10 protein-coding genes and 1 pseudogene are annotated in these 22509 nt (G+C 70.0%); 7 read left to right on the top strand and 4 right to left on the bottom strand.

The genetic code is table 11. From position 1 onward, the window contains the following. Positions 1 to 19: 19 nt before the first annotated feature. Both ACSC1Q_RS38465 and ACSC1Q_RS38460 read left to right on the top strand, forming a co-directional pair. Positions 20 to 1957: an ABC transporter ATP-binding protein gene (locus ACSC1Q_RS38465; RefSeq protein WP_436763663.1), complete on the top strand. Its 1938-nt coding sequence runs from the start codon at positions 20 to 22 to the stop codon at positions 1955 to 1957. Then, a complete protein-coding gene (locus ACSC1Q_RS38460; protein WP_436763662.1) occupies positions 1954 to 3762 on the top strand; it encodes an ABC transporter transmembrane domain-containing protein in 1809 nt (602 codons plus the stop codon). Before ACSC1Q_RS38465 ends, ACSC1Q_RS38460 begins: the two co-directional genes overlap by 4 nt. Before the next feature lie 172 nt (positions 3763 to 3934). Here the strand turns inward: ACSC1Q_RS38460 and ACSC1Q_RS38455 are convergent, their stop codons facing one another. Next, positions 3935 to 4681 (bottom strand): hypothetical protein, encoded by a 747-nt coding sequence (locus tag ACSC1Q_RS38455; protein ID WP_436763661.1) that lies wholly within the window; start codon positions 4679 to 4681, stop codon positions 3935 to 3937. Positions 4682 to 4962: 281 nt separating this feature from the next. After that, positions 4963 to 6021 carry a sigma-70 family RNA polymerase sigma factor gene (locus ACSC1Q_RS38450; RefSeq protein ID WP_436763660.1) on the bottom strand — a complete coding sequence of 353 codons (1059 nt, stop codon included), beginning with the start codon at positions 6019 to 6021 and terminating at the stop codon, positions 4963 to 4965. A gap of 117 nt (positions 6022 to 6138) precedes the next feature. Here ACSC1Q_RS38450 and ACSC1Q_RS38445 point away from each other — a divergent pair, with 117 nt between their 5' ends. After that, positions 6139 to 7014 (top strand): alpha/beta fold hydrolase, encoded by an 876-nt coding sequence (locus ACSC1Q_RS38445; RefSeq protein WP_436763659.1) that lies wholly within the window; start codon positions 6139 to 6141, stop codon positions 7012 to 7014. Positions 7015 to 7157: 143 nt separating this feature from the next. Here the strand turns inward: ACSC1Q_RS38445 and ACSC1Q_RS38440 are convergent, their stop codons facing one another. After that, positions 7158 to 7553, bottom strand: a complete 396-nt coding sequence (locus ACSC1Q_RS38440) for a VOC family protein (protein WP_436763658.1) — start codon at positions 7551 to 7553, stop codon at positions 7158 to 7160. A 462-nt stretch (positions 7554 to 8015) separates the two neighbouring features. On the opposite strand from ACSC1Q_RS38440, the gene ACSC1Q_RS38435 reads away from it, so the two are divergent. The 4 genes and pseudogenes from ACSC1Q_RS38435 (at position 8016) to ACSC1Q_RS38420 (ending at position 18567) form a co-directional block, all read left to right on the top strand. Then, on the top strand, positions 8016 to 9437 hold the full coding sequence (locus tag ACSC1Q_RS38435; RefSeq protein ID WP_436763657.1) for an L-lactate MFS transporter: 1422 nt from the start codon (positions 8016 to 8018) through the stop codon (positions 9435 to 9437). Further along, positions 9437 to 9562, top strand: a complete 126-nt coding sequence (locus ACSC1Q_RS38430; protein ID WP_436763656.1) for an MFS transporter small subunit — start codon at positions 9437 to 9439, stop codon at positions 9560 to 9562. The genes ACSC1Q_RS38435 and ACSC1Q_RS38430 overlap by 1 nt, the downstream gene beginning before the upstream one ends. Before the next feature lie 609 nt (positions 9563 to 10171). Continuing rightward, positions 10172 to 11400, top strand: a pseudogene (locus ACSC1Q_RS38425) (IS256 family transposase); the annotation flags it as partial. 615 nt (positions 11401 to 12015) lie between these two features. Next, positions 12016 to 18567 carry a PKD domain-containing protein gene (locus tag ACSC1Q_RS38420; protein WP_436763655.1) on the top strand — a complete coding sequence of 2184 codons (6552 nt, stop codon included), beginning with the start codon at positions 12016 to 12018 and terminating at the stop codon, positions 18565 to 18567. 206 nt (positions 18568 to 18773) lie between these two features. Here ACSC1Q_RS38420 and ACSC1Q_RS38415 read toward each other — a convergent pair whose 3' ends face one another. Then, entirely contained in the window at positions 18774 to 22103 is a 3330-nt protein-coding gene (locus tag ACSC1Q_RS38415; protein WP_436763654.1) for an ATP-binding protein, read from the bottom strand. Positions 22104 to 22509 lie beyond the last annotated feature (406 nt).

Here is a 22509-nt window from a genome sequence, read left to right as displayed (position 1 = left end):
CCAAAGGACATGACGCTTAGTGAGAACACCTACCCCGCGCACTCCGGCGCGTGGAGACGCCGCTAGAAGGGGCCTCGCCGAAAGGCTGCTCCGCGCCGCCCGGGTCACCGGCGGGACCGGCGCCTCCGCCCGGAGTTCCGCCCGCGACTCCGTCCGGCGTGCCGCCCGTGGCATCCTCGCCCGCGACTCCGCCCGGCGTGCCGTCCTGCGTCACCTTCGCCCAGGGCTCCGCTCCGCCCTGGCCCTCGCCGCCGCCATCGCCGCCGCGACGGCGCTGCCGCTGACGGCGCCCCAGATCACCCGCCGCTTCGTCGACGACGCGATCGGCGGGGCGGGCACCCGGCACCTCACGCTGATCGCCGTCGGCTACCTCGCGCTCGCCGTCGCCGGGCAGGCCGCCCGCATGGTCACCGCCTGGCTGGCGAGCCGTCTCGCCTGGGACGGCACGAACCGTCTCAGGGAGAGGCTCGCCGAGCACGCGCTCGGCCTCGACATGGCCTACCACGGCCGCCGGACGCCCGGCGAGATGATCGAACGGGTCGACGGCGACGTGGTCGCGGTGGCCGAGTTCGTCGTCGCCTTCCTGCTGGACATCGTCGCCGGCCTCCTGCTCCTCGCCGGGGTGCTCGTCGTCGTGTTCACCGTCGACGCGCGCCTCGGCGGCGTGCTGCTGGCGTACTGCGCGCTGGTGGGGTTCTGCATGGCCCGCGCGCAGCGGCTCGCCGTGCCGTCGGCCACCCGCTCGCGGGTGGAGCTGGCGGCGCTCTTCGGCGGCCTTGAGGAACGGCTCGCCGGTGTGGAGGACATCCGTGCCAACGGCGCCGGAGCGCACGCGGTGAACCGCTTCCACCGGGCCTCCGCGACCGTGTACCACGCGGAGTTCCGCGACGCGCGGATCGGGACCGTCATCCTCGCGGGCACGACGGTGGCGTTCGCGGCCGGTACGGCGATCGTGCTCGGCCTCGCCGCGTGGACCCGGGAGTCCGGGACGCTCACGGTCGGCACCGCCGTGCTGCTCTTCCAGTACACGCGGATGGTGCGCGCGCCGTTCGAGCGATTGATCGACCAGCTGAGGCAGTACCAGTCGGCGCTGGCCGGCATCGCGCGCATCGGCGACCTGCTGGCCGAGCGGCGCACGCTCCCCGCGCCCGCCGACCCGCTGCCGCTGCCCGCGTCCGGGCCGCTCGCCCTGTGCCTCGAAGGTGTGGGTTTCGCGTACGCCGACGACGACGAGCCGGTCCTGTCGGACGTCACGATCACTCTGGCGCCGGGCGAGACGCTCGGCCTGGTGGGCCGTACGGGCAGCGGCAAGACGACCGTCGCCCGGATGGTGCTGCGCCTGTACGACCCGACCGAGGGCACCGTGCGGGTCGGCGGGCTGGACCTGCGCGACGTCGACCCCGCGTCGATACGCGAACGGATGTGCGTGGTCACCCAGGACGTGCGGCTCTTCGCCGCCAGCGTCAGGGACAACCTCACCCTCTTCAGGCCACTCGCCGACGACGACCGGCTGCGCGCCGTCCTCGCCGGTGTCGGCCTCGGCGACTGGTTCGCCGCCCTGCCCGACGGGCTCGACACCGAGCTGGGCGGCGGTTCGGGAAGGGATCCGGGAGGTGGTCCGGGCGACAGCCCGGGGAGCGGCGTCTCGGCCGGGGAGGCGCAGCTGCTCGCGTTCGCGCGGGCGTTCCTGGCCGACCCCGGGCTCGTCGTGCTGGACGAGGCGTCCAGCCGGCTCGATCCAGCCACCGAGCGGCGCGTCGAGGAGAGCGTCGACCGGCTGCTCACCGGCAGGACCGGCGTGCTCATCGCGCACCGGCTCTCCTCCCTGTCCCGGGTGGACAAGATCGCCGTCATCGACCGGGGCAGGGTCGTCGAGTACGGCTACCGCGAGGACCTCGTCGCGGATCCGCGAAGCCGGTTCGCCCGGATGCTGGACGTCGCGGGGGTGGTCCGATGAGGCCCGTGACGCTGGTGGCCACCCGGCTCGTCCGCTTCGACCTGCGCCGCTACCTGATCGGTGCCCTGCTGTGGATGCCGGTCAGCGTCATCCCGCTCGCCGGCGGGCTGGTGCTGCAGCGGCTCTTCGACCAGATCAGCGGGCAGCGCGCCGCGAGCCTGGAGCAGTCGCTGTGGCTGTGCGCGGCGTTCGTGGGCGTGGAGGCGGTCCGCGGCCTGGTGCTCGTCGTCGCGTGGTCCTACGGGGTCCACTGGTGGTGCGCCGCCGCGACCCTCCTGCGGGCCAACGCGTTGCGCTCGATCCTCACCGCGCGCGGGCCCGCCTCGACCCGGCTGCCGCACTCGCCGGGCGAGGCGGTCGCCCGCTTCCGCGACGACGTGAGCGACCTGGTCAACCTCACCGACGAGAGCGTCCCGCTCGCCGGTTCGGCTCTCTTCGGCGGCGCCGCCCTGGTGATCATGGCCTCCGTCGACCCCGTCGTCACCCTGGTGCTGGTGGTGCCGATGATCGCGGTAGGCGTGCTGAGCAGGCTGCTGAACGAGGTGATCCGGCGGCTGCACCACCGTGCCAGAGTGCTCGGCGCGGCCGTCACGGCCCACATCGGCGAGACCTTCGGCGGCGTGCTGGCGATCAAGACCGCCGGGGCCGAGGACGCCGTGCTGGAGCGGCTGCGCGAGCACAACCGCGGGCGGCGCGACGCCGCCGTCAAGGACCGGCTCGCGACCGACCTGCTGGACGCCACGACGGGCGCGACCGTCGAGGTCGGCATCGGCCTCGTGCTGCTCCTGTGCGCGTCGGCGATGCGCCGCGGCGACTTCACGGTGGGCGACCTCGCGCTGTTCACCACCTATGTCGGCTGGCTGACGGCTCTGCCGCGCACCATCGGCGCGATCCTCCACCGCCTGCCCCAGGGCGCGGTCGCCACCGAACGGCTCACCCGGCTGATGGCGCCGTACGAGGACGCCGACGACCTGTCGCGCGGCGGCGACGTCTGGTTCCATCGGGAGCCGCCTCCCGCCACGACGCCGCCGGATCACGGCGACACGCTCCAGGTCGTCGAGGCGCGCGGGCTGACCGTGCGTCACGGCGGGAGCGGGCGCGGCGTGCGGGCGGTCGACCTGCGGGTGGCGCGGGGGTCGTTCACGGTGATCACCGGTGCCGTCGGCTCGGGCAAGACGACCCTGGTACGCGCCCTGCTCGGCCTGGTGCCCCTGGACTCCGGGACGATCACCTGGAACGGCGGGCCCGTCGACGACCCGGGGACGTTCATGGTCCCCGGCCGCGCGGCGTACGCGAGCCAGGTCCCCCGGTTGTTCTCCGAGTCGCTGCGGGAGAACCTGCTCCTGGGCCGGTCCGCGGACGACGCCCGGCTCGGCCTGGCGCTGGAGCTGGCGGCGTTCGAGAAGGACCTGGCCGGGATGCCGGAGGGCTTGGACACGGTCGTCGGCCCCCGTGGCGTACGGCTGTCCGGTGGCCAGGCGCAGCGGGCGACCGCGGCGCGGGCACTGGTCAGGGCACCGGACCTGCTCGTCGTCGACGACCTGTCGTCGGCCCTGGACGTGGAGACCGAGAGGCTGCTGTGGGACCGGATCGCCGACGCCGCCCGTGACGGGCGCGGTCCGGGAACGCTGCTGGTGGTCTCCCACCGGCAGGCGGCGCTGGAGCGGGCCGACCAGGTCGTCGTCCTCGACCGCGGCCGGATCGCCGGGCAGGGCCCGCTCGGCGAGCTGCTGGAGAGCTGCCCGGAGATGCGGCGGCTGTGGAGCGAGGAACGCGTCGCCGAGGCCGGGGAGCGACCTGACTGAGACAGAAGGGCGAACGGAGGAGACCGAGGAGCGATCGAAAACCGGGAAGCGATCAGAGACCGGCGCATCGGGCGCGAAGTGGCGTGGCGGCCGGGGGCGCGGTCGCCGCCGTGTCCCTTCGCTCAGTTCGGCGGCCGGAGGGCGCGGCAGACGCGGCCGTCCCTTCGCGCGGTCAGGAAGGCATGCGGGCCGATCCGGCCGCCGGGAACTCACCGCCGCCCGCCACGTGCTCGATCAGTTCGAGCACGGCCCCTCGCCCGCCGTTCGCCTCGGCCCAGCGGCTCACCCTGCACGCGGCCTTGGCGTAGAGCCGCTGGTCGGCGCCGGCGACACGCAGCCAGTCCTCAAGCGTCCCGGGCAGCGCCTCCTTCGAGTCCACCAGGCACCGGTCACCGGCCGTCTCGGGGGCCAGGTAGCGCGGGTCGCCGGAGACCAGGACGGCGAGTCCCTCGTCGAACCACTGCGGGACCCGCCGCGATCCGAGCCTGGTGTGCAGCTCGACGTGCGACATCTCGTGCGAGGCGATCACCGGGTCGATACCGCGCGGCGACAGCATCACCGTGCGGCTCAGCACCGCGACCCCGCGTTCCCCGCCCCCGCCGATCCCTCGGTAGCACGCGTCGGTCACGCAGGCCAGAACGCCGGGAGAGCTCTCGCGCCCGCCGTAGAAGTCCTCCACCCGCCGGGTGGCCGCGTCGACCGCCTCCGCCACCTGCCGCTGCCGTGCCACCGGCAGGTCCGGCTCGACGTACAGTCCCGGCTTGATCCGTTCCATTCCGTAACAGCCCGGACAGGTCGTGGCGGCGACCGACGGGAAGGCCACCGCGACCCCCACCAGCGCGGCGACGACCAGCGCGCCGACCAGGGCGAGCAGCCATCCCCCTCTTCTTCGGAGGGTCCGCCGACGGTGTCGATCCATCAGGTCACTCCGGTCGCCGGTTCGTCGGGGAACACCTTTCCGACGTGACCGGTCTCCGGTGCCGCCTGTCACGCCCTCGTCCGCCCGCCTGTCAGAGTCAATGACCATACCGTGCCCGAAGCAGGACACGACCGGTTCTCGGGCCGCGCCGGCGGACGGCGTCGGCAGGTGGCGTCGGCGAGTGGCGTCAGGCGGGTGGCCACCCACCTGCCGGGGCCGTACCCGGGCGTGAGTATCGTTGCGCCCCCGGATCAGGGCGGCTCAAAGCAACGCGGGGCGGCTCAGGGCAGTGAGGTCGGGAGGCCGAGGGGGGCGAAGTGGCCGAGGCCGACGAACGAGGTGATCTCGGCGATCAGGTCGTCCCGCAGGGTGAACACGTCGATCGACCAGGCGAGATGGGCGGCGGCGTCCTCGTCCCAGAGGTAGGAGCCCACCGCGGGCTGGCCGTTCGCGGTGACCGGGAGGTGCCGCCAGCTTCCGCAGCTGGTCAGCGGGACCCGCACGGCGAAGTCGGTGACGGCCTCCAGGCCACGGTACCAGTGCGCCATCGGCGGCATCGACCAGGTGACGTCCTCGGTCAGCAGCGCGACCAGGGTGTCGGCGTCCCCGCGTTCCAGCGCGGAGGAGTAACCGGCGACGATCTCCCGTACGCGGGCGTCGCCGATCTTCCGCAGCGTCGGCTGCTGGGTGCGGGGGAAGACCTTGTCCGCGACGACCTTGCGCGCTCGCGCCAGGGCGCTGTTCACCGACGTGGTGGTGGTGTCCATCGTGGTGGCGATCTCGGCGGCGGAGAAGCCGAGGACCTCGAACAGCAGCAGCGCGGCCCGCTGGTTGCCCGGCAGGTGCTGCAGGGCCGCGACGAAGGCGAGCTCGACGGCTTCACGCTGCTCGTAGCGCGCGCCCGGACCGGCCGGGTCGCCGGTGAGGCCCGCGTCTGGGTAGGGGCCCAGCCAGGCGACGTCGTTCAGTGGGGCGTCGCCGAACACGGCGTGGTCGCTGGAGGGGCCGAGGTCGACGGGCAGCGCCCGCCTGCCCCGGGTGGTGACGATGTCCAGGCAGGTGCGGGTGGCCACGGTGTAGAGCCACGAGCGCAACGAGCTGCGGCCCTCGAAGCGCGCGATTCCCCGCCAGGCCCGCAGCAGGGCGTCCTGCAGGGCGTCGTCGGCGTCGTGGGTGGAGCCGAGCATGCGGTAGCAGTGGGCGTGCAGCTCCCGACGCAACGGCTCCACGAGACGGGTGAACGCGGCATCGTCCCCGCCACGCGCCCGGTCCAGATCGTCGTCGCCATCACGCGCCCGGACCGGGTCGGCGTCCCCGGTGCCTTCCGTCGCCCTGCTCACGGACCGCGAAGAAATCTCCGTCACGAACGACGATTCTGCCTCACACCGGCAGTCTTCCCTTCGACCGAGTACCACAGCACCTTTCCACACTGTTCCAGACTGTTCCAGGAGACTGAAATGAACCCGACGCCGAGCGTCACCGCCGATCACCTCAAGGTCCCCGACGCCACGCTCTACTACGAGGTACGGGGGCAGGGGCCTCTCGTGGTGCTCGTCGGCGCCCCGATGCACGCCGAGCACTTCGCGCCGCTGGCCGACCTGCTCGCCGACGGCCACACCGTGCTCACCACCGATCCCCGGGGCGTCAACCGCAGTTCCCTCGACGAACCCGGCCGGGACTCGACCCCGCAGATGCGCGCCGACGATCTCTCCCGGCTCTTGACCCATCTCGGCGCGGGTCCGGCCGCGGTCTTCGGTTCCAGCGGCGGCGCCGTCACCGCGCTCGCGCTCGCCGTCGCCCACCCCGAGCAGGTACGCACCGTGATCGCGCACGAGCCCCCGGTGAGCCGCCTGCTCGACGACCCCGAGGCGCACGACGCCGCGGTCGAGGACATCATCGCCACCTACGCCTCCGGCGACGTCGCGGGCGCCTGGGTCAAGTTCATGATTAACGCCAACATCCCGCTGCCCGAGTTCGAGGAGTCCGCGAGCGGTCACGCGGAGGCGCCGGCCGCGCCCGATCCGCAGCAGGCGGCGGACGAGCGTTTCTGGTTCCTGCACGAGATGCGCGGGACCACCCACTGGGAGCCCGACATCGCCGCCCTGCGCGCCGGGCCGGGCTCCGTCGTGGTCGGTATCGGGGAGGAGTCGGCCGGTCAGCTCTGCGACCACACGTCGACCGCGCTCGCCGCGGCGCTCGGCACGAAGCCGACGTACTTCCCCGGCGGCCACATCGCCTTCGCCGACGACCCCGCCGGTTTCGCCCCCCGGCTGCGCGAGGTCCTGCGGGAGAACGGGGTCTCACGGGAGAACGGGGTCTCACGGGAGAACTGAGCGATGACGCCGTGAGCGCGTACGAGGACGGATGAAGCGCACGGGGGCGTACGGGGACGTACGGCCGCGTGCTCGCGTGTGACGGATCCCGCCGGCGGGGGCGGGGATCCGTTACGGCGGCGGAGGCGGGGATCATGCGAGGTTCAGGCGAGGTTCAGCTGCCAGGAGACGCCGAAGCGGTCGTTGGTCCAGCCGAAGCGCTTGCTGAAGCCGTAGGAGCCGAGCGGCATCAGCGGCTCGCCGTTCTCCGACAGGGCCACGTACAGGCGCTCGATCTCCGCCTCCGACTCGCACTGCACGTACAGCGAGATCGAAGGGGTGAAGCCGAAGGCGTGCTGCACGTTGCTGTCGATGGCCATGTACTCCCCGCCCGCCAGCGTGAACGTGGCGTGCTGCACGCCGCCCTCCGTGCCGGGCCCCTCGGGGCCGTAGCGGGTGATAGCGAGGATCTCGGAGTCGTCGAACAGCGACATGTAGAAGGTGACGGCCTCCTCGGCGTTGCCCTCGAACATCAGGAAAGTAGTGATCTTCTGCGACATCGGATGAACTCCTGGCAGGGGGTGGAGGACGAGGGCGCCCCCGGTCACGGGGACGGCCCGCTCGTCGGCGGCTCCGGCATCGGGCTCACCGGAAACCTCGAACGTGTGCTCGACAAATATTTCAGGGACAGCTTATATAAGTCAAACACTATGCAGTGGCGGGCGAGATCCGTAATGTCTCCACCCGGCCGAACGGCCCGGGAGCCGGTGAGGTCACGTCTACCGCAGCCGACGAGATCACGTCTACCGCCGGCCCGGGGGCGCCGCCTTCACCTGGCCGCCTTCCCCGGCCGCCCTTCCTTCGACCACCTTTCGCCCGGTCACCGGCGCCGCGATCCCCGCCAGACCGCGAGCGAGCCGGAACACGGTGGTCGGAACACCGGGCGACACCCCAGCAAATCGTTTCAATTGCCCCATCAGCCACTCTCGACGAAGGACTGGTGACGGAATACGGTTATCTGCATGTCAGAAGAACAGGTAAAAACCCCCATATTTACCGTCTCCTCTGGCTTCTTCAGCCGTGCTCGTACGGTGGCGCCACCGACCTGGAGCCGCTGGCTGATCCCCCCGGCAGCGCTCTCCGTGCACCTCGCCATCGGCCAGGCGTACGCGTGGAGCGTCTTCAAGCCGCCCCTGGAATCGGCCCTTGACCTTTCCGGCACGGCCAGCGCCCTGCCCTTCCAGGTGGGCATCGTCATGCTCGGCCTGTCGGCCGCGTTCGGGGGGACGCTGGTCGAGCGCAACGGCCCGCGCTGGGCGATGTCCGTCTCCATGGTCTGCTTCTCCCTGGGCTTCCTGATCTCCGCGCTCGGCGTGGCGACCGGGCAGTACTGGCTGGTCGTCCTGGGATACGGCTTCGTGGGCGGGATCGGTCTCGGCATCGGCTACATCTCACCGGTGTCCACGCTGATCAAGTGGTTCCCCGACCGGCCGGGCATGGCCACGGGCATCGCCATCATGGGATTCGGCGGAGGGGCCCTCATCGCCTCGCCGTGGTCCAACCAGATGCTGGAGACGTTCGGCACGGGCACCGGCGGGATAGCCACGACCTTCCTGGTGCACGGCCTGGTCTACGCGGTCTTCATGTCGATGGGCGTGCTCCTGATCAGGGTCCCGCCGGAGGGCTGGCGGCCACGGGGCTGGGAACCGGCGAAGGCCGCCGCCCGCCCGCTGGTCACCGCCGCCGACGTCTCCGCGCGCAACGCGATCCGCACGCCGCAGTTCTGGCTCCTGTGGGTCGTGCTGTGCTTCAACGTCACCGCGGGCATCGGCATCCTGGAGAAGGCCGCGCCGATGATCAAGGATTTCTTCGCGAACACCAGCGTGCCGGTCACGACCGCCGCGGCGGCGGGCTTCGTGGCCCTGCTGTCCCTGGCGAACATGGCGGGGCGCTTCGTGTGGTCCTCGACCTCGGACCTGATCGGCCGCAAGAACATGTACCGCGTCTATCTCGGCGTGGGCGCCCTCTTCTACCTGGCGATCGCCCTGGCCGGGGACTCCCACAAGTTCCTGTTCATCCTCTGCGCGCTCGGCATCCTGTCCTTCTACGGGGGAGGGTTCGCCACCGTCCCGGCCTACCTGAAGGACCTGTTCGGGACGTACCAGGTGGGGGCCATCCACGGCCGGCTGCTGACGGCCTGGTCCACCGCGGGCATCCTCGGGCCGCTGATCGTCAACGCCATCGCCGACGCGCAGAAGGCGGCGGGCCGGTCGGGGCCGGAGCTCTACACGACTTCCCTCTACATCATGATCGGGCTGCTCGCGATCGGCTTCCTGGCCAACGAGCTGATCCGCCCGGTGAATCCCGTCCACCACGAAAAACCGGCTCACCATGAAGCCATCCAGCACGAAACCGTCCAGCACGAAAGAGGAGGCGACGCGTGATGGCGGACGACCGCTCCCCGGCAGGGAACACCCCCCTGATGATCCTGGCCTGGACCTGGGTCGGCCTCCCCTTCGCCTACGGCGTCTACGAGCTGTTCCAGAAACTCACCCAGCTCTTCGGCTGATCCCCACCGCCGGTCATACGGCGCGAGCTCTTACTGGGCCACCATTCGCTTTCTGGTCCCGGTCGTTCATCCCGCCAAGGAGTTGGACAAGCTGCTTGAGCATCATGTCCCCCCGTGACGCGACGACACAACCAACCGAAGCCCCCTGTGCCGCCGCGTCCGCCTACCGGGCCTCCCCGGAGAGCAACGCCCTCCATATATCGCCGGCCTGCCGGATCGGCCATCGATAGATCTCGTGAACTTCCGGACTGCCCTCCAACTGGAGCGTGCGCCGGATGAAGCCCTGTCCTCCGGCCTGGCACAGCTCGTACAAGGTGGCCAGGCACCGGCAGGTCCAGGTGACCACCCGCAGGCGCGCCGTCCCCCCGGTCAGGGCTCAACCAGACCAGCCGCGTGTGACCGCCCTGCGGTGTGGACACGTGCGGACTCAGGCAGCCCGTCAGCTCGATCATTGCGGAGCGCACGCGTTCGGGCCGGGAACCGGAACCGGTTGCGTCCACGGAGGTGGTATACGAGTTTTCGCAGGTAGTGGGCGTGGCGCCGTGAAATGAGGACGGCCATCGCGTGATCCTTCAGGTTGCTAAACCAAGATCGAAGGAGAACAGGGCGATGGCCGTACCCGACAGCGTGGACCCCGCGAGCTGGCTGGCGGAGCAGATCCGGCAGGATGATCCGGATCTGTTGCGATCCATGGTGAGGACCATGGCCGAGACGTTGATGTCGGCCGAGGCCGATGGCCGCTGCGGGCGCCGAGTACGGCGCCCGCAGCGAGGAACGTAGTAACCGGCGCAACGGATAACCGAATCCGCGAATGGGACACCCGCGCCGGTACCGTGGAGCTCGCCATCCCCAGGCTGCGCTCGGGCTCCTACTTTCCCGACTGGCTGCTGGAGCGCAGGCGCCGGGCCGAGCAGGCGCTGATCAGCGTGGTGGCCACCAGCTACCTGCTCGGCGTCTCCATCCGGCGGGTGGACAAGCTGGTGGAGCAGCTGGGCATCAAGCACATCTCCAAGAGTCAGGTCAGCGAGATGGCCAAGGTCCTGGATGCTCAGGTCGAGGCCTTTCGCAACCGGGCGCTGGATACGGGGCCGTATGCGTTCGTGTGGCTGGACGCCCTCACCCAGAAGGTCCGCGAAGGCGGGCGGATCATCAACGTGCACGTCCTGGTCGCCACCGCGGTCAACGCCAACGGCAACCGGGAGATCCTCGGTCTGGAGGTCACCTCGGCCGAGGACGGCGCCGGCTGGCTGACGTTTCTGCGCGGCCTGGTCGCTCGTGGCCTGGGCGGGGTGCAGCTGGTCATCTCCGACGCCCACACCGGGCTGGTGACAGCGGTCGGCGCGACACCGCCCGGCGCGTCCTGGCAGCGCTGTCGCACGCACTACCTGCGCAACCTGCCGACCACGGTGCCCAAATCGGCGCAGCCGTGGGTGGCGACCTTGGTGCGCACCATCTTCGACCAGCCCACCGCCGAACAGGTACGCGCCCAGCACACCTGGGTGATCAACGCTTTGGAGGCCGAGTATCCAGCCGCGTGCGAGCACCTGGACGCCGCCCGCGACGAACTCCTGACCTTCGCCATCTTCCCTCGGGAGGTCTGGCGGCAGGTGTGGTCGAACAATCCTCAGGAGCGGTTGAACAAGGAGATCCGCCGCACCGACGTGGTGGGCATCTTCCCCGACCGGCCCTCGATCGTCCGTCTTGTCGGTGCGGTTTCGGCCGAGCAGAGTGATGAGTGGACCGAGGCCCGCCGCTACATGGGCCTGGACGTTCTGGCCAAGACCCGGATGCGCGTCATCACCGGCGACACACCGCAGCAGAACCCGATCCCGCAGACACTTACCGCTTACCTGCAGAAACAGGATCACGCGAAGGTCAACTCATACACCACTTCGCTGGACGTGACCTCACCGTCGCCGAATGACGCGTCTGAAACCAGCTACAAGTGGCCTCAAGTGGCCCACAAGGGTGACGCGCCACCATGATTTAAAAATCCCCCCGTCTAGATATTTCTAGATGAATCAACAAAAAAGTAGGGCGATAGTAAATCTACGTAAGGCATTTATGCTGATGCCCTGAAACGGCAGGAACACGTCGCCTTGCACAGGAGGACGACCTCGTCCCTGCCGGGCTCCGCGCACCCGCGGGAAGACGCGAATGCGCAGCCGATGATCTGACGGATCTCGCGAAGGCCACACCGTCGCCCTCTTCGCGGAGGTCGGCTGCCCAACACGATCCTCGTCCCGCGGACACGCGAAACAGGGCGAAGGAGCCGGGCGGGCTCAACTTTGCGGAAATCCGTGGACACGGCCTGAGGACCACCAGCCTCGGTACCGGACATTCCGGCGCCAGCCGTGGTCACGCGCGACCAAGAGCCCCGTTCTCACGAACACGTCCCGCTCGACATTTTCGCGCCGTGCCCGACGCACGGCCTCGACCTCGGAGAATCTTCCTTGACCTGGTTACCCGGCCGCACTCTCACACGGCGAACAGCGCTTCCCGCGCTCGCCGCGGTGCTCGGCTCCCTCATCCTGCCCACGTCCGCCATCGCCGCGCCCACGCCAGCGTCGTCTCGGACAAGCGAAGCGGCGGCCATCGCTCCCAAAGTCAAGATCACCGATCTCGGCCCCATCGGGGCCGAAGGTCGCCCCGGTGGCGGCAACGGTGGCTACGTCAGCGACATCAACAACAGCGGCGAAGTCACCTTCGGGATCGGGAAGGTCTACGGCGATGTGGTCCACTCTCAAGCCAAACTGTTCTCCAATGGATCCATCACGGATATTCACGCGCTCCTCGGCCTCGACTCCACCGTTGGCATGAGCGACCCCTACGAGATCAACGAAGACGGGACGGTGCTCGTCCACACCAACAACGAGGCCGTGGCGAAGTCCTATCTCGTCAAAAAAGGAAAAATAACTCCCCTGGGGAAATGGATAATCGCCACCAACGACCGCGGTCAAACCACGGACGGCAGATATGTGTACGACCCCGACGGTTCCCAACTGAGCCTGCCGGCGTTCAAAGACCAGTATCTGGAGCCCAGCGCGCTGAGCAACTCCGGTTCGGCCGTCGGCTGGGCCGACATGAACCCCGGTGCGCCCACCACACTGCATGCCTTCCGGACCAGGCCAGGCGAGCCCCTTGACCTCACCCGTGACGAGCTGGAGGTCCCCGGCGCCTCCCAGACCCGGGCCAACGACGTCAACGACAAGGGCCAGGTCGCCGGTCAGGTGGACGGGCACCCGAGCGGGGACTCCGGTGACACTCCCATCATCTGGGACAAGGAGGGGAAATCCCGCCAACAGCAGACCCCTTACGGCGGCAGGGTGGAGGCGATCAACGAGGCCGGAGTCGGTGTGGGGGTGATGTACACCGACGAGAGCAGGTACTACGAGCGTGCCGCCCTGTATCGAAACGGCGTGGGAACCGATCTGAACTCCCTGTTGCCGCCGGATTCGGGCTGGACCCTGACGAAGGCCAACGCCATCAACGACGTCGGCCAGATCGCCGGTGTCGGCCGGCCCGCGGGTGCGGCCGAGGACCATGCCTTCCTGCTCGACCTGGGGGATCGGCCCGTCATCGACTCGGTTTCCCTTGAAACGAAGAGGTATCCGTCCGAGCAGTGGGGCACGGCCGCGGCAGTGACCGACGGAGACCCCGCGCGTATCACGGTCTCGGTGACCAATCCCGGTACCCTGCCCGTTTCCGCGCAGCTCAAGCTGTACCAGGCGCCGAAGCCGGGCGAGTCCGTGGACTACACGCCGTTGCCCAAGGTGGATCCGGTCGAGCTCTCGCTCGCTCCGAAGGAGACCGTCAACGTACGGGTGAACTGGGACAGCGCGGGGGTCGCCTGGGAGAGGGGCGAGGCGAACCTGGCCCGGTACGTGAAGGCGCGGCTCTACGTCGGTGACGTCAGGCAGGATTTCGCCGAGTCGGGGAGCATCCTCACCCGGCCGAAGCCGGTGGTTCTGGTGCACGGCTGGAAATCCGACGCGCAGCTCGCCTGGGGGTCCACCCATGCGATTCTGAGGGGTCTGCACCCCTACATCGGGTCGTTCGCGGTCGGTGACGGTCAGTTCGGCCCCGATGGCGGCACCCTTGACCTGGGCTCCCTTCTGACGCCGTTCGCGAGGACCAAGACGCTCGCCGAGAACGCCCGGGAGCTGGCAAAGTACACCGAGGAAGTGCGCAAGCGGACGGGCGCGTGGCACGTCGACCTGATCGCCCACTCGATGGGGGGCCTGGTCAGCCGGCAGATGATCCAGGATGAGATGCCGAAGATGGCGGGCTCGCCGGATCACAAGCCGGTGGTGAACCGGATGATGCAGATGGGTACCCCGAACCGGGGGACTCCGTGTGCGGATTTGGCCATACTGCTCGCGGCCGCGACCAAAGCACCCATTCCGTACTCGCCGGCCACCGAGCAGGTCACCATGTCGTTCGTGCACGGTGAGTTCAACGACAACCACATGAATCTCAGGGGTGTGATCCCCTCCAACCTGGCGGGCGTGGGCAGGCCCCTGATCTGCGCCCCCCCTCTCGCGAATCCCGAGGAGGATCCCAACCAAGGTGATCTGATCGTTCCGCTGTGGAGTGCGCGCTTCTATCCCGATATCCCCAGGACCGGGACGGTACACATGTCGATGACCGACTCGGCGTGGGATTTCAAGAATTACATCAAGCCGCGGCTGGCGGCGGGCCCGGGGATCGCCGGTGGCCCGAGTCTGCCCGGTCTGACCGAGGAGATCACCGACGCGGCGCCCGAGAAGGCCGTGCCCGACGGCGACGCCAAGGCTGCCGCGGCCGACGACGGTGACACGGTTTCCATGTTCGCCACGTCGTCGACGGCGGTGGAGGCGGGCAAGACGGTGATCGTGCCGGTGGACGTCCCGCAGGGCACCGCTTTCGGTGTGACGGGTACGCTGCCGCCGACCGTCGGCCTGCTGCTGCGCGATCCGGCCGGGAAGCCCGCCGCGCAGTACGCGGCGGGCAGCGATGAGGCCAGGCAGCCGGTTCAGGGGTTGGGTGTCACCGGCCCGCAGGCCGGGGTCTGGAAACTGGAGATCACCAACACGGCGGCCGGGCCGGTCACCGCCGATCTGGGTGCCTGGATCGCCGGTAACCCGGTGAAGGTGGCGGCCACGGTGGAGAAGCCGTCACAGGACGGCCGCCTCACGGTGACGGGCACCGTCACCGATGCCGGTCAGCCGGTGACCGGGGTACCGGTGCGGGCGATCGTGACCGGAAAGGACAACGCGCGGATCGAGCTGTCGCTGGCCGATGACGGCAACAGCGGTGACGGTGCCGCGAACGACGGCGTGTACGGTGCCACCTCCGAACCGCTGGCCGACAGCGTGTACTCGGTCGTGGTGAAGGCCGACACGGCCAAGGGCATGCGCAACGCGCTTGAGGTGGTCGAGGTCAAGCGGCCCGATACCCGGGAGTTCGCGCTGACGCTGTCGGCCAGGCCGGGGGGTTCGGTGGCGGCGTCGCCGTCGCAGGCCACCTACCGGGCCGGGACGAAGGTGAAGGTGAGCGCCACCCCCGAGGCCGGGCGTGTCCCGATCGGCTGGGTAATCGACGGTAAGGAGCGGGGCGCCGGTGCGCTGACGCTGACCATGGACCAGGCGCACACGGTGGAGGCGCGGTTCGGCACCTACAAGGTGACCGAGATCGGCACGCTGCCCGGTGGGGACGTCTCCGGGACCGAGGCCGACGCGTTGAACGACCGCGGCCAGGTCTCGGCCACGGTGACCGACAAGGACGGCAAGTTGCACGCGGTGCGCTGGCAGGACGGGGTCGTCACCGATCTGGGTGGCCCGGCCTGCACCGACGGCCAGGTCAAATGTGAGACCGGCGCCGGCAACATCAACGAGGCCGGGGACGTGGCCGGCTGGGCGGTGGCCTCGGCCGGGGGACAGAACTCCCCGCGCGCCGTCATCTGGCGCGGTGACGGCTCGCTGACCGATGTGGTGGCGGGTGACGCCGGGGCGAACTCGGGCGCCGCCGCGGTGAACGTCAACGGCCAGGTGCTCGGCTGGAGCGGTTCCCACGGCGTGCTGTGGGACCGGGGCACCGAGGTCAGGATGCCTGCCGACTACGCCGGGGCCGGTCTCAGCTACAACCGGGAGTTCAATTCGTATCGTCCGATACGGATGAACGGCAGCGGCACGGTCGCGGGCGGCTACGCACTGAGCCGCGACGACGACGGTAGTGCCCGTGATACCGGTCCGATGATGTATGAGGACGGGGTGCTCACCAGGCTTCCCGGCACGGTCCAGGGGTGCCTGGAGACGGGCGGCAGGGCCTCGGACCTGAACAACACCGGCCTGGTGGTCGGCACGATGCGCTGCGGCCGCTACGAAGGTACGACGACCAAGCGCGCGTACGTGTGGAAGGACGGCGGGGCGACCGATCTGGGTGAGGGTGAGGCGAACGCGGTCAACGACAACGACGTGATCGTCGGTACGGAGCAGAGCGATGTCATCAACGTCCACAAGCCGCCGTTGATGTGGGTGGACGGCACGAAGTACCCGCTGATGGGGGTGCTGTCGCGGCCGTACTGCCCGCGGGACATACGGCAGACGACGCGGCCGTGCGTGATCACCGGAGATGTGCTGGACATCAACTCCTTGGGTCAGATCCTGGTGCGCGGTGCCGTGCGCGACCGCTCGGCCGACGGCACCGGATTCACCCAGGACAACCGACAGTTCCTGCTGAGCCCCACCGAGGCGCGGGCCGATCTGGAGGTCACCACCGCGGTGTCGGCCACCGAGCCCGGCCCGGGGACGAAGGTCACCTGGACCGCCACGGTGACCAACAAGGGTGACGACACCGCCACCGACGTCAGGATGGACGTGCTCGTCCCCCAGACCCTCACCGGCGCGGCCTGTGACACCTGGCGGGGCATCTGCACCGCGATCAAGGGCGGGTTCCGCAACACGGCCAAGGTGTTGAAGCCGGGCTGGAGCGCCACCGTCGAGGTGAACGCCACCATCCCGGCGGCCACCGCCGAGGGCACCGAACTCAAGGCCCAGGCCACGGCGACCAGCTTCGAGGTGGCCGACCCCGAGCCCGCCGACAACACGGCGGAGATCACCGCGACGGTCCGTCACGCACTGAGCACCACCGCAATCAACTGGCCCGACCCCGTACGAGTCGGCGCGAGCAGCTACGAGGGCAAGGTGACCCTGACCAACCGCGGAAACAAGGACATGCCCATCACGGTGATCCAGACCGAAGGACCATTCGAGCAGACCAACAACTGCCCGGTGAAACTCGCTCCGAACGCCACGTGCGTCGTTTCCGCACGGTTCGTCCCCACCCGGGTGGGTGAGGCGAACGGGAAACTAACCTTCACCACCGACGGCACCGGGCCCGCCCACACCGTGACCCTGACCGGCCACGGCTCCCAGGCCAACGCGCGACCCGTCCTGGAAGAACCCACAGCGCCCCTGCGCGCCACAGTGGGACAACCGCTCTCCTTACGGATCCACTTCACCGACGCCGACCGCGCCGACACCCACACCGCGCAAGTGGAATGGAGCGAACCACCGGTCCCAGCCGAGGTGACCCAGCACGAAGGCGGCGGCATCGTCACCGCCAGCAAGATCTTCACCGAAGCCCGCGAAGGAGTCCTCGCGGTCCTGGTGACCGACAGCAAAGGCGACACCGCAGAACGATACATCGACTACGTCATCGAAGAGCCCACCCCCAACACCGCACCCACGCTGAGCGTGGGAGCCGACATCGAGCTGAGCATCGGAGAAAACCTCCAGCGCACCATCTCCTTCACCGACCCCGACTCCACCACCTGGAACGCCAGCGCCGACTACGGCGACGGCTCCGGACCGGCACCGGTGACCGTGACCAACCGGCAGATCACCCTGCAACACCGCTGGACAAACGCGGGAACCTACCCCGTCATCGTGACCGTCCGCGACGACGGCGGCCTGCAAACCTCCGCCACATTCACCACCACCATCACCACCACCCCAACCCCGAACCAAGCGCCCACGGTGAAACTCACCGGACCCGACCACATCACCGAGGGAACCACCTGGCAGGCCACCGCCTCCTTCACCGACCCCGACTCCACCACCTGGAACGCCAGCGCCGACTACGGCGACGGCTCCGGACCCGTGCCGCTCCCCCTCGACGGCAAGAAACTAGACCTCAAACACACGGCCACCGACAACGGTGAGCGCACCATCACCGTGACGGTCACCGACGACAAGGGCGCCACCGCCACCACCACACTGCCCCTGACCATCACCAACGCCGCCCCCCAGGTCTCACTCACCGACCCCCCCCTCGACACGATCGTCTCCATCGACACCCCGATCACCCTGAAAGCCTCCTTCACCGACCCCGGAACCGCCGACACCCACACCGCCACCTGGACCGTCAACGGACAACAACTACCCGCGACACTGACCGAACACAACGGCCACGGCACAGCCACCCGCTCACACGTATTCACCAAAGCCGGCCGCTACCCCATCTCAGTCACCGTGACCGACGACGACACCACCGCCACCACCACCGACACCATCGGCGACCAGAAAGCCTCCATAATCGTCTACGACCCGCTCAACACGATCGTCGGCTCTGGCCAGGCGGCCTCCCCGGCCGGCTCCTGCCAGCTGAACACCGCCTGTGGCCAGACAAGCGCGGCGGTCTTCGCCCTTACCGCCGGCTATTCGCCCCAAGGCGACGTGCCGACGGGCGAGCTGAGCTACGACGTCCCCGGATTCTCGCTGCGTGACACCTCCTACACGGTGCTCGCCGCGGCGAACCGCACGGCGACCCTGCGCGGAACCGGACGGGTCAACGACACCGTCGACGTCAGGTTCGAGATCACGGCCACCGACTCCGGCACGCCGGACGGCCGCTCCGACCGGCTCCGGCTGAAGGTGTGGCGCGAAAACGGCGAACTGGTCTACGACAACGGGCGGACCAACGTGATCACGAGCGTGCTCGGCAACATCCGGATCAGCGACTGACACGTCAGGAGGTTCGCGGGCCCTCGCCGATCCAGGCGAAGGCCCACCACCCGGCTCAGGCCGCTCTCCTCTCGGAGAGCGGCCTGAGCCGGTATGGGAGCACCCCGGGGAGGCGGGACGAAAGTGCCTTCCATGGCCTTGCCGTACGTCGGAAATACTGACCAGTCATGAAATGGCCGACCTTCGGGACTCCGGGCGGTCTTCCCTCAGGGACGGCCGTCCGGGCGCGCGGACAGTGCCGCGGCTTCGGCCGTGGCGCGGTCGTGCCACCGGGTGAGCCCGTTCCGGTCCGCCAGCCGCGCCAGGGTGGCGAGGTGCAGCGAGGCGGCGTCGTGGTCGCCCACGGCCGAGGCGAGCCGGGCCAGGAACCAGTCGACGGGTCCGATCGTGGCCACGGCGGAGCCCACCGCCACCCACCCGCTGTGGGGCAGGAGCTCGGCGTAACTCGCCCGGCAGGCCGTGACGTCGCCGAGGGCCGCCTGGGCCGCCCCCTGCAGGCAGGTCATGGTCAGCCACGACCAGTCCGGCACCCTGGGGGGCCAGCCGCCGGACACCAGCTCGCGTGCCTCCTCGGCGCGGCCCTGCGCGCACAGTTGCAGGACCCGCAGGTCGTGGTCGGTGGAGGAGTGGATCCCGGCGATCGCGTCGATGAGCGGCCCGGCCTCGGCCAGGGTGCCCCGCTGGTAGTGCAGCAGGAGGCGCCCGGTGGTCACCACCCCGCCCGCGTACCACATGCCGATCTTCGCCGCCTGGCGCCCGGCCTCGTCGTAGAGGGTCTCCGCCTCGTCGAACAGGCCGTCCAGGGTGAGCCGGTTGGCCCGCCACATGAGGTGCTGGAAGCGGGGCCAGGGCAGCGGGAGCCGTTCCAGGATGGCGTCGCAGCGGGCGGCGGCCCGGTCGGCGCCGGGCACGTCGAACATCTCCAGCCGGTGGTGACTGAAGATCATCTGCGCGAGGAGTTCGAAGCCGGGTTCCCCGGCGCGCACGGCCACGTCGAGCATCTCACCGGCGATCTCCAGCAGCTGGGGGACGTTCACCGGAAGGGTGGCGAGCGACAGGTATCGCGCGTTGAGCATCCTGAGCAGCAGGTGCGGGTCGCCCAGCCGGCGGGCCATCTCGATCGCCTCGGCCGACAGGGTGTCGCCGTGGGAGTCGCCGCTTCCGTCGTACAACTCCTGGGCCAGCCCACCCAGCAACCGGGCCCGCTCTGGGCTGTCGGCATCGGGCAGCTCGCGCAACGCCGTTTCGAAGCGGTGTACGAGCTGGAGTTCCACCGCCTCGTAGGGGTTGCGCAGGGTCCAGACGGAGGGCGCGTCGAAAACCGTGAGGGCCCGCGCGGTCAGTTCGGGGCCGGCCCCGGCGCGGTCGGTGGCGCGGACGGCTTCGGCGCGGGCCTGGCGGGCACCGATCGCGTCGCCCGATTCGAGCAGGGCGCGTACCTGCCGCAGGAGGAGTTCAGCGTGGTCGATCGGAGCGCCGGCGCAGGCGCTGTGCGCGGTGACCGCCCGGGTCCACCACATGGCCGCCTCCTCGTAGGCCAGGCGCAGGCGTGCCTGTTCCGCGGCGGCTCGCGCCCACCGTACGGCCTCCTCGTAGGCGGCGGGTCCGGCTTCGACAGCGTGGTGGGCGATGACGGTTACGTCGGTGCCGGGCCGGCACGACAGGGCGGCCATCACGTCACGGTGGATCGCGGACCTGCGCAGGGGCGGGATGTCCTGGACGAGGGTTTCGCGGACCAGGTCGTGGGCGAAGGCCATCCGGCCGGCCTGGGAGACGATCAGCCCGGCCTGGGCGGCCTGGTCCAGCAGGTCGTAGATCTGGCTCCCGGCGACTTCGGCGACGACGGCGGGGTCGAAGTCGCGGCCGATCACGGCGGCGATCGCGAGGACCTCGCCGGTTCGCGGGCCGAGCGCCTTCAACCGCTGGCCGACCACGTCGGCGACCGCGTCGGGCACGGTGTCCAGCGCGCGGCCCTCGGCCAGCAGGCGCACGCTTTCGCGGACGAAGTACGGGTTGCCGCCGGCACGTTCGGTCAGCCGCCGGGCGGTGAGCGGGTCCACCTCGGTTCCCATGGCGGCGGCGATGGCCCGCACCTCCTCGGTTCCAAGGCCGTTCAGGCGGATGCGGCGCAGGTCGTAGCGGGCGAGATGGGCCAGCAGTTCGTTCACCGGCAGGCCGCGAGTGTCGTCGCCGCCGGGCGCGCCTTCGTGAAACGGCGCGGGGCGGAACGCCGCGTCACGGAACGCGATGAGGATCGTCAGCGCGGCCCCCTCCCCCGCCCGGTCGATGAGCGTGACCACGCGTCTCAGCACCTCCAGCGAGTCCGGATCGGCCCAGTGCAGGTCGTCCAGGACGATGACCAGGGGTTGCTCGCGGGCGGCCGTGACCAGCCACTGGACGACGGCCTGGTTCCGGCGCAGGAGCGCCCCCTCGGTCGATCCGGTGGGCTCCTCGTCGTCGAGGAGGCCCGCCAGGGCGCCCGGGTCGGGCGGGGGGCAGTGCAGGGCGAGCGCGCGGAGCACCTGGAGCCACGGCCACAGGGGCGGTACCCCCTCGGTGTCGTGGCAGCGCCCCCACAGCACGAGATGGCCGAGGTCGGCGCAGTCGTCGCGAAGCGCCTCCAGCAGAAAGGTCTTGCCGATGCCCGGCTCGCCGCTCACGGCGGCGAGGGTCACACCGCCCGCGGCGAGCAGGGATTTCAGCTCGGCGAACTGCCGCTCCCTGCCGGGTACGGCCGGCCGCGGCGGGGACGGCGCCCGGGAGGGGTGCCCTCCGGCGGCGGGCGCGGGCTCCGGCGGTCCGGCCTCCTGGAGGATGTCCTCCTTCAGGGCCCGTAGCTCGGGGCCGGGGATGAGGCCGAGTTCGCCGATGAGTACGTCCCCGGCGTGCCGCAGCACCGCCAGTGCCCCGGCCCGGTGGCCGGTGCGATGCAGGGCCAGGGCCAGCAGGCACCACAGCCGTTCGCGCAGCGGGTGGGCGAGCACCTCCGTCTCCAGATCGTCGATCACCGGCCGGGGGCGGCCGAGGTCCAGCAACGCCTGGGCGCGTCGTTCGACGGCGACCAGGCGAAGCTCGCGGAGCCTGGCGACCTCGGCGACGGCCCACTTCTCCTCGGAGAACTCCCCGTAGGGCGTGTCGTGCCACAGCCGCAGCGCCCTGTTGAGCAGGGTGAGCCTTTCGGCGGGCCGCTGGAACTCCGACTGGTCGACCAGATCCGTGAAGAGGATCGCGTCGACGTCGGTGGTGGCGAGCAGGTAGCCGGGAGGCCGCCCGACGAGCAACCGCGCGGGGGCGCGCCGGGTGCGCCCGGGCTCGATGACCTTGCGCAGGTTGGACACGTACGACTGCAACGTCGACAGCGCGCTGGCCGGTGGAGAGCCGTCGTACAGGTCGTCGATGAGCGTGTCGGTGGGGACCACCGCCCCCCGCGCCACCAGCAGCCGGGCCAGCACGGCCCGCTGGCGTGGTCCGCGCAGGTCCACCGGAACGCCCTCGTCGTCGTGGGCCTCTATCGCGCCGAGAATCCGGAACCTCATCCGTGCCGCCGATGGGCCTGTCCGCCGACGCGGTGCGATGTGTCTTTCTGCATGGCGGAGAAGATAATGAGTCCCGCTTGCTTAACGCTTGGGATTCTCGGTGCCGGTGAGCGACCTGGTCCATGACCGCCCCACCTGGCCGTGGAGAGACGAGTGGCCGGGCACTTGTGGCACTGGTGGCCCCTTGAATCACTTTGAATCACTTGTCGAGGCGGCGGTCCGACGATAAACGCGGCCGCACGTGCTTTCCCGGGCCCCGCGCGGCCGATCCGGGAGCGAGGGCCGGGAGATCCGGCGCGGGAACATCCGGGTCGGCGCCCCACCTGCGGAAAGTATCGTGCGCTGGGCCGGGCCCGGCACCAGGCATTCCAGCGCGAATCAGGGGCCCTCAAGCAGGCGACAAGAA

Source organism: Streptosporangium heterodermiicola, assembly GCF_051390675.1.
Classification (GTDB): Bacteria; Actinomycetota; Actinomycetes; order Streptosporangiales; family Streptosporangiaceae; genus Streptosporangium.
The sequence above is the reverse complement of the archived record's forward strand: the minus strand, read 5'-3'. Positions and strand labels throughout refer to the sequence as shown.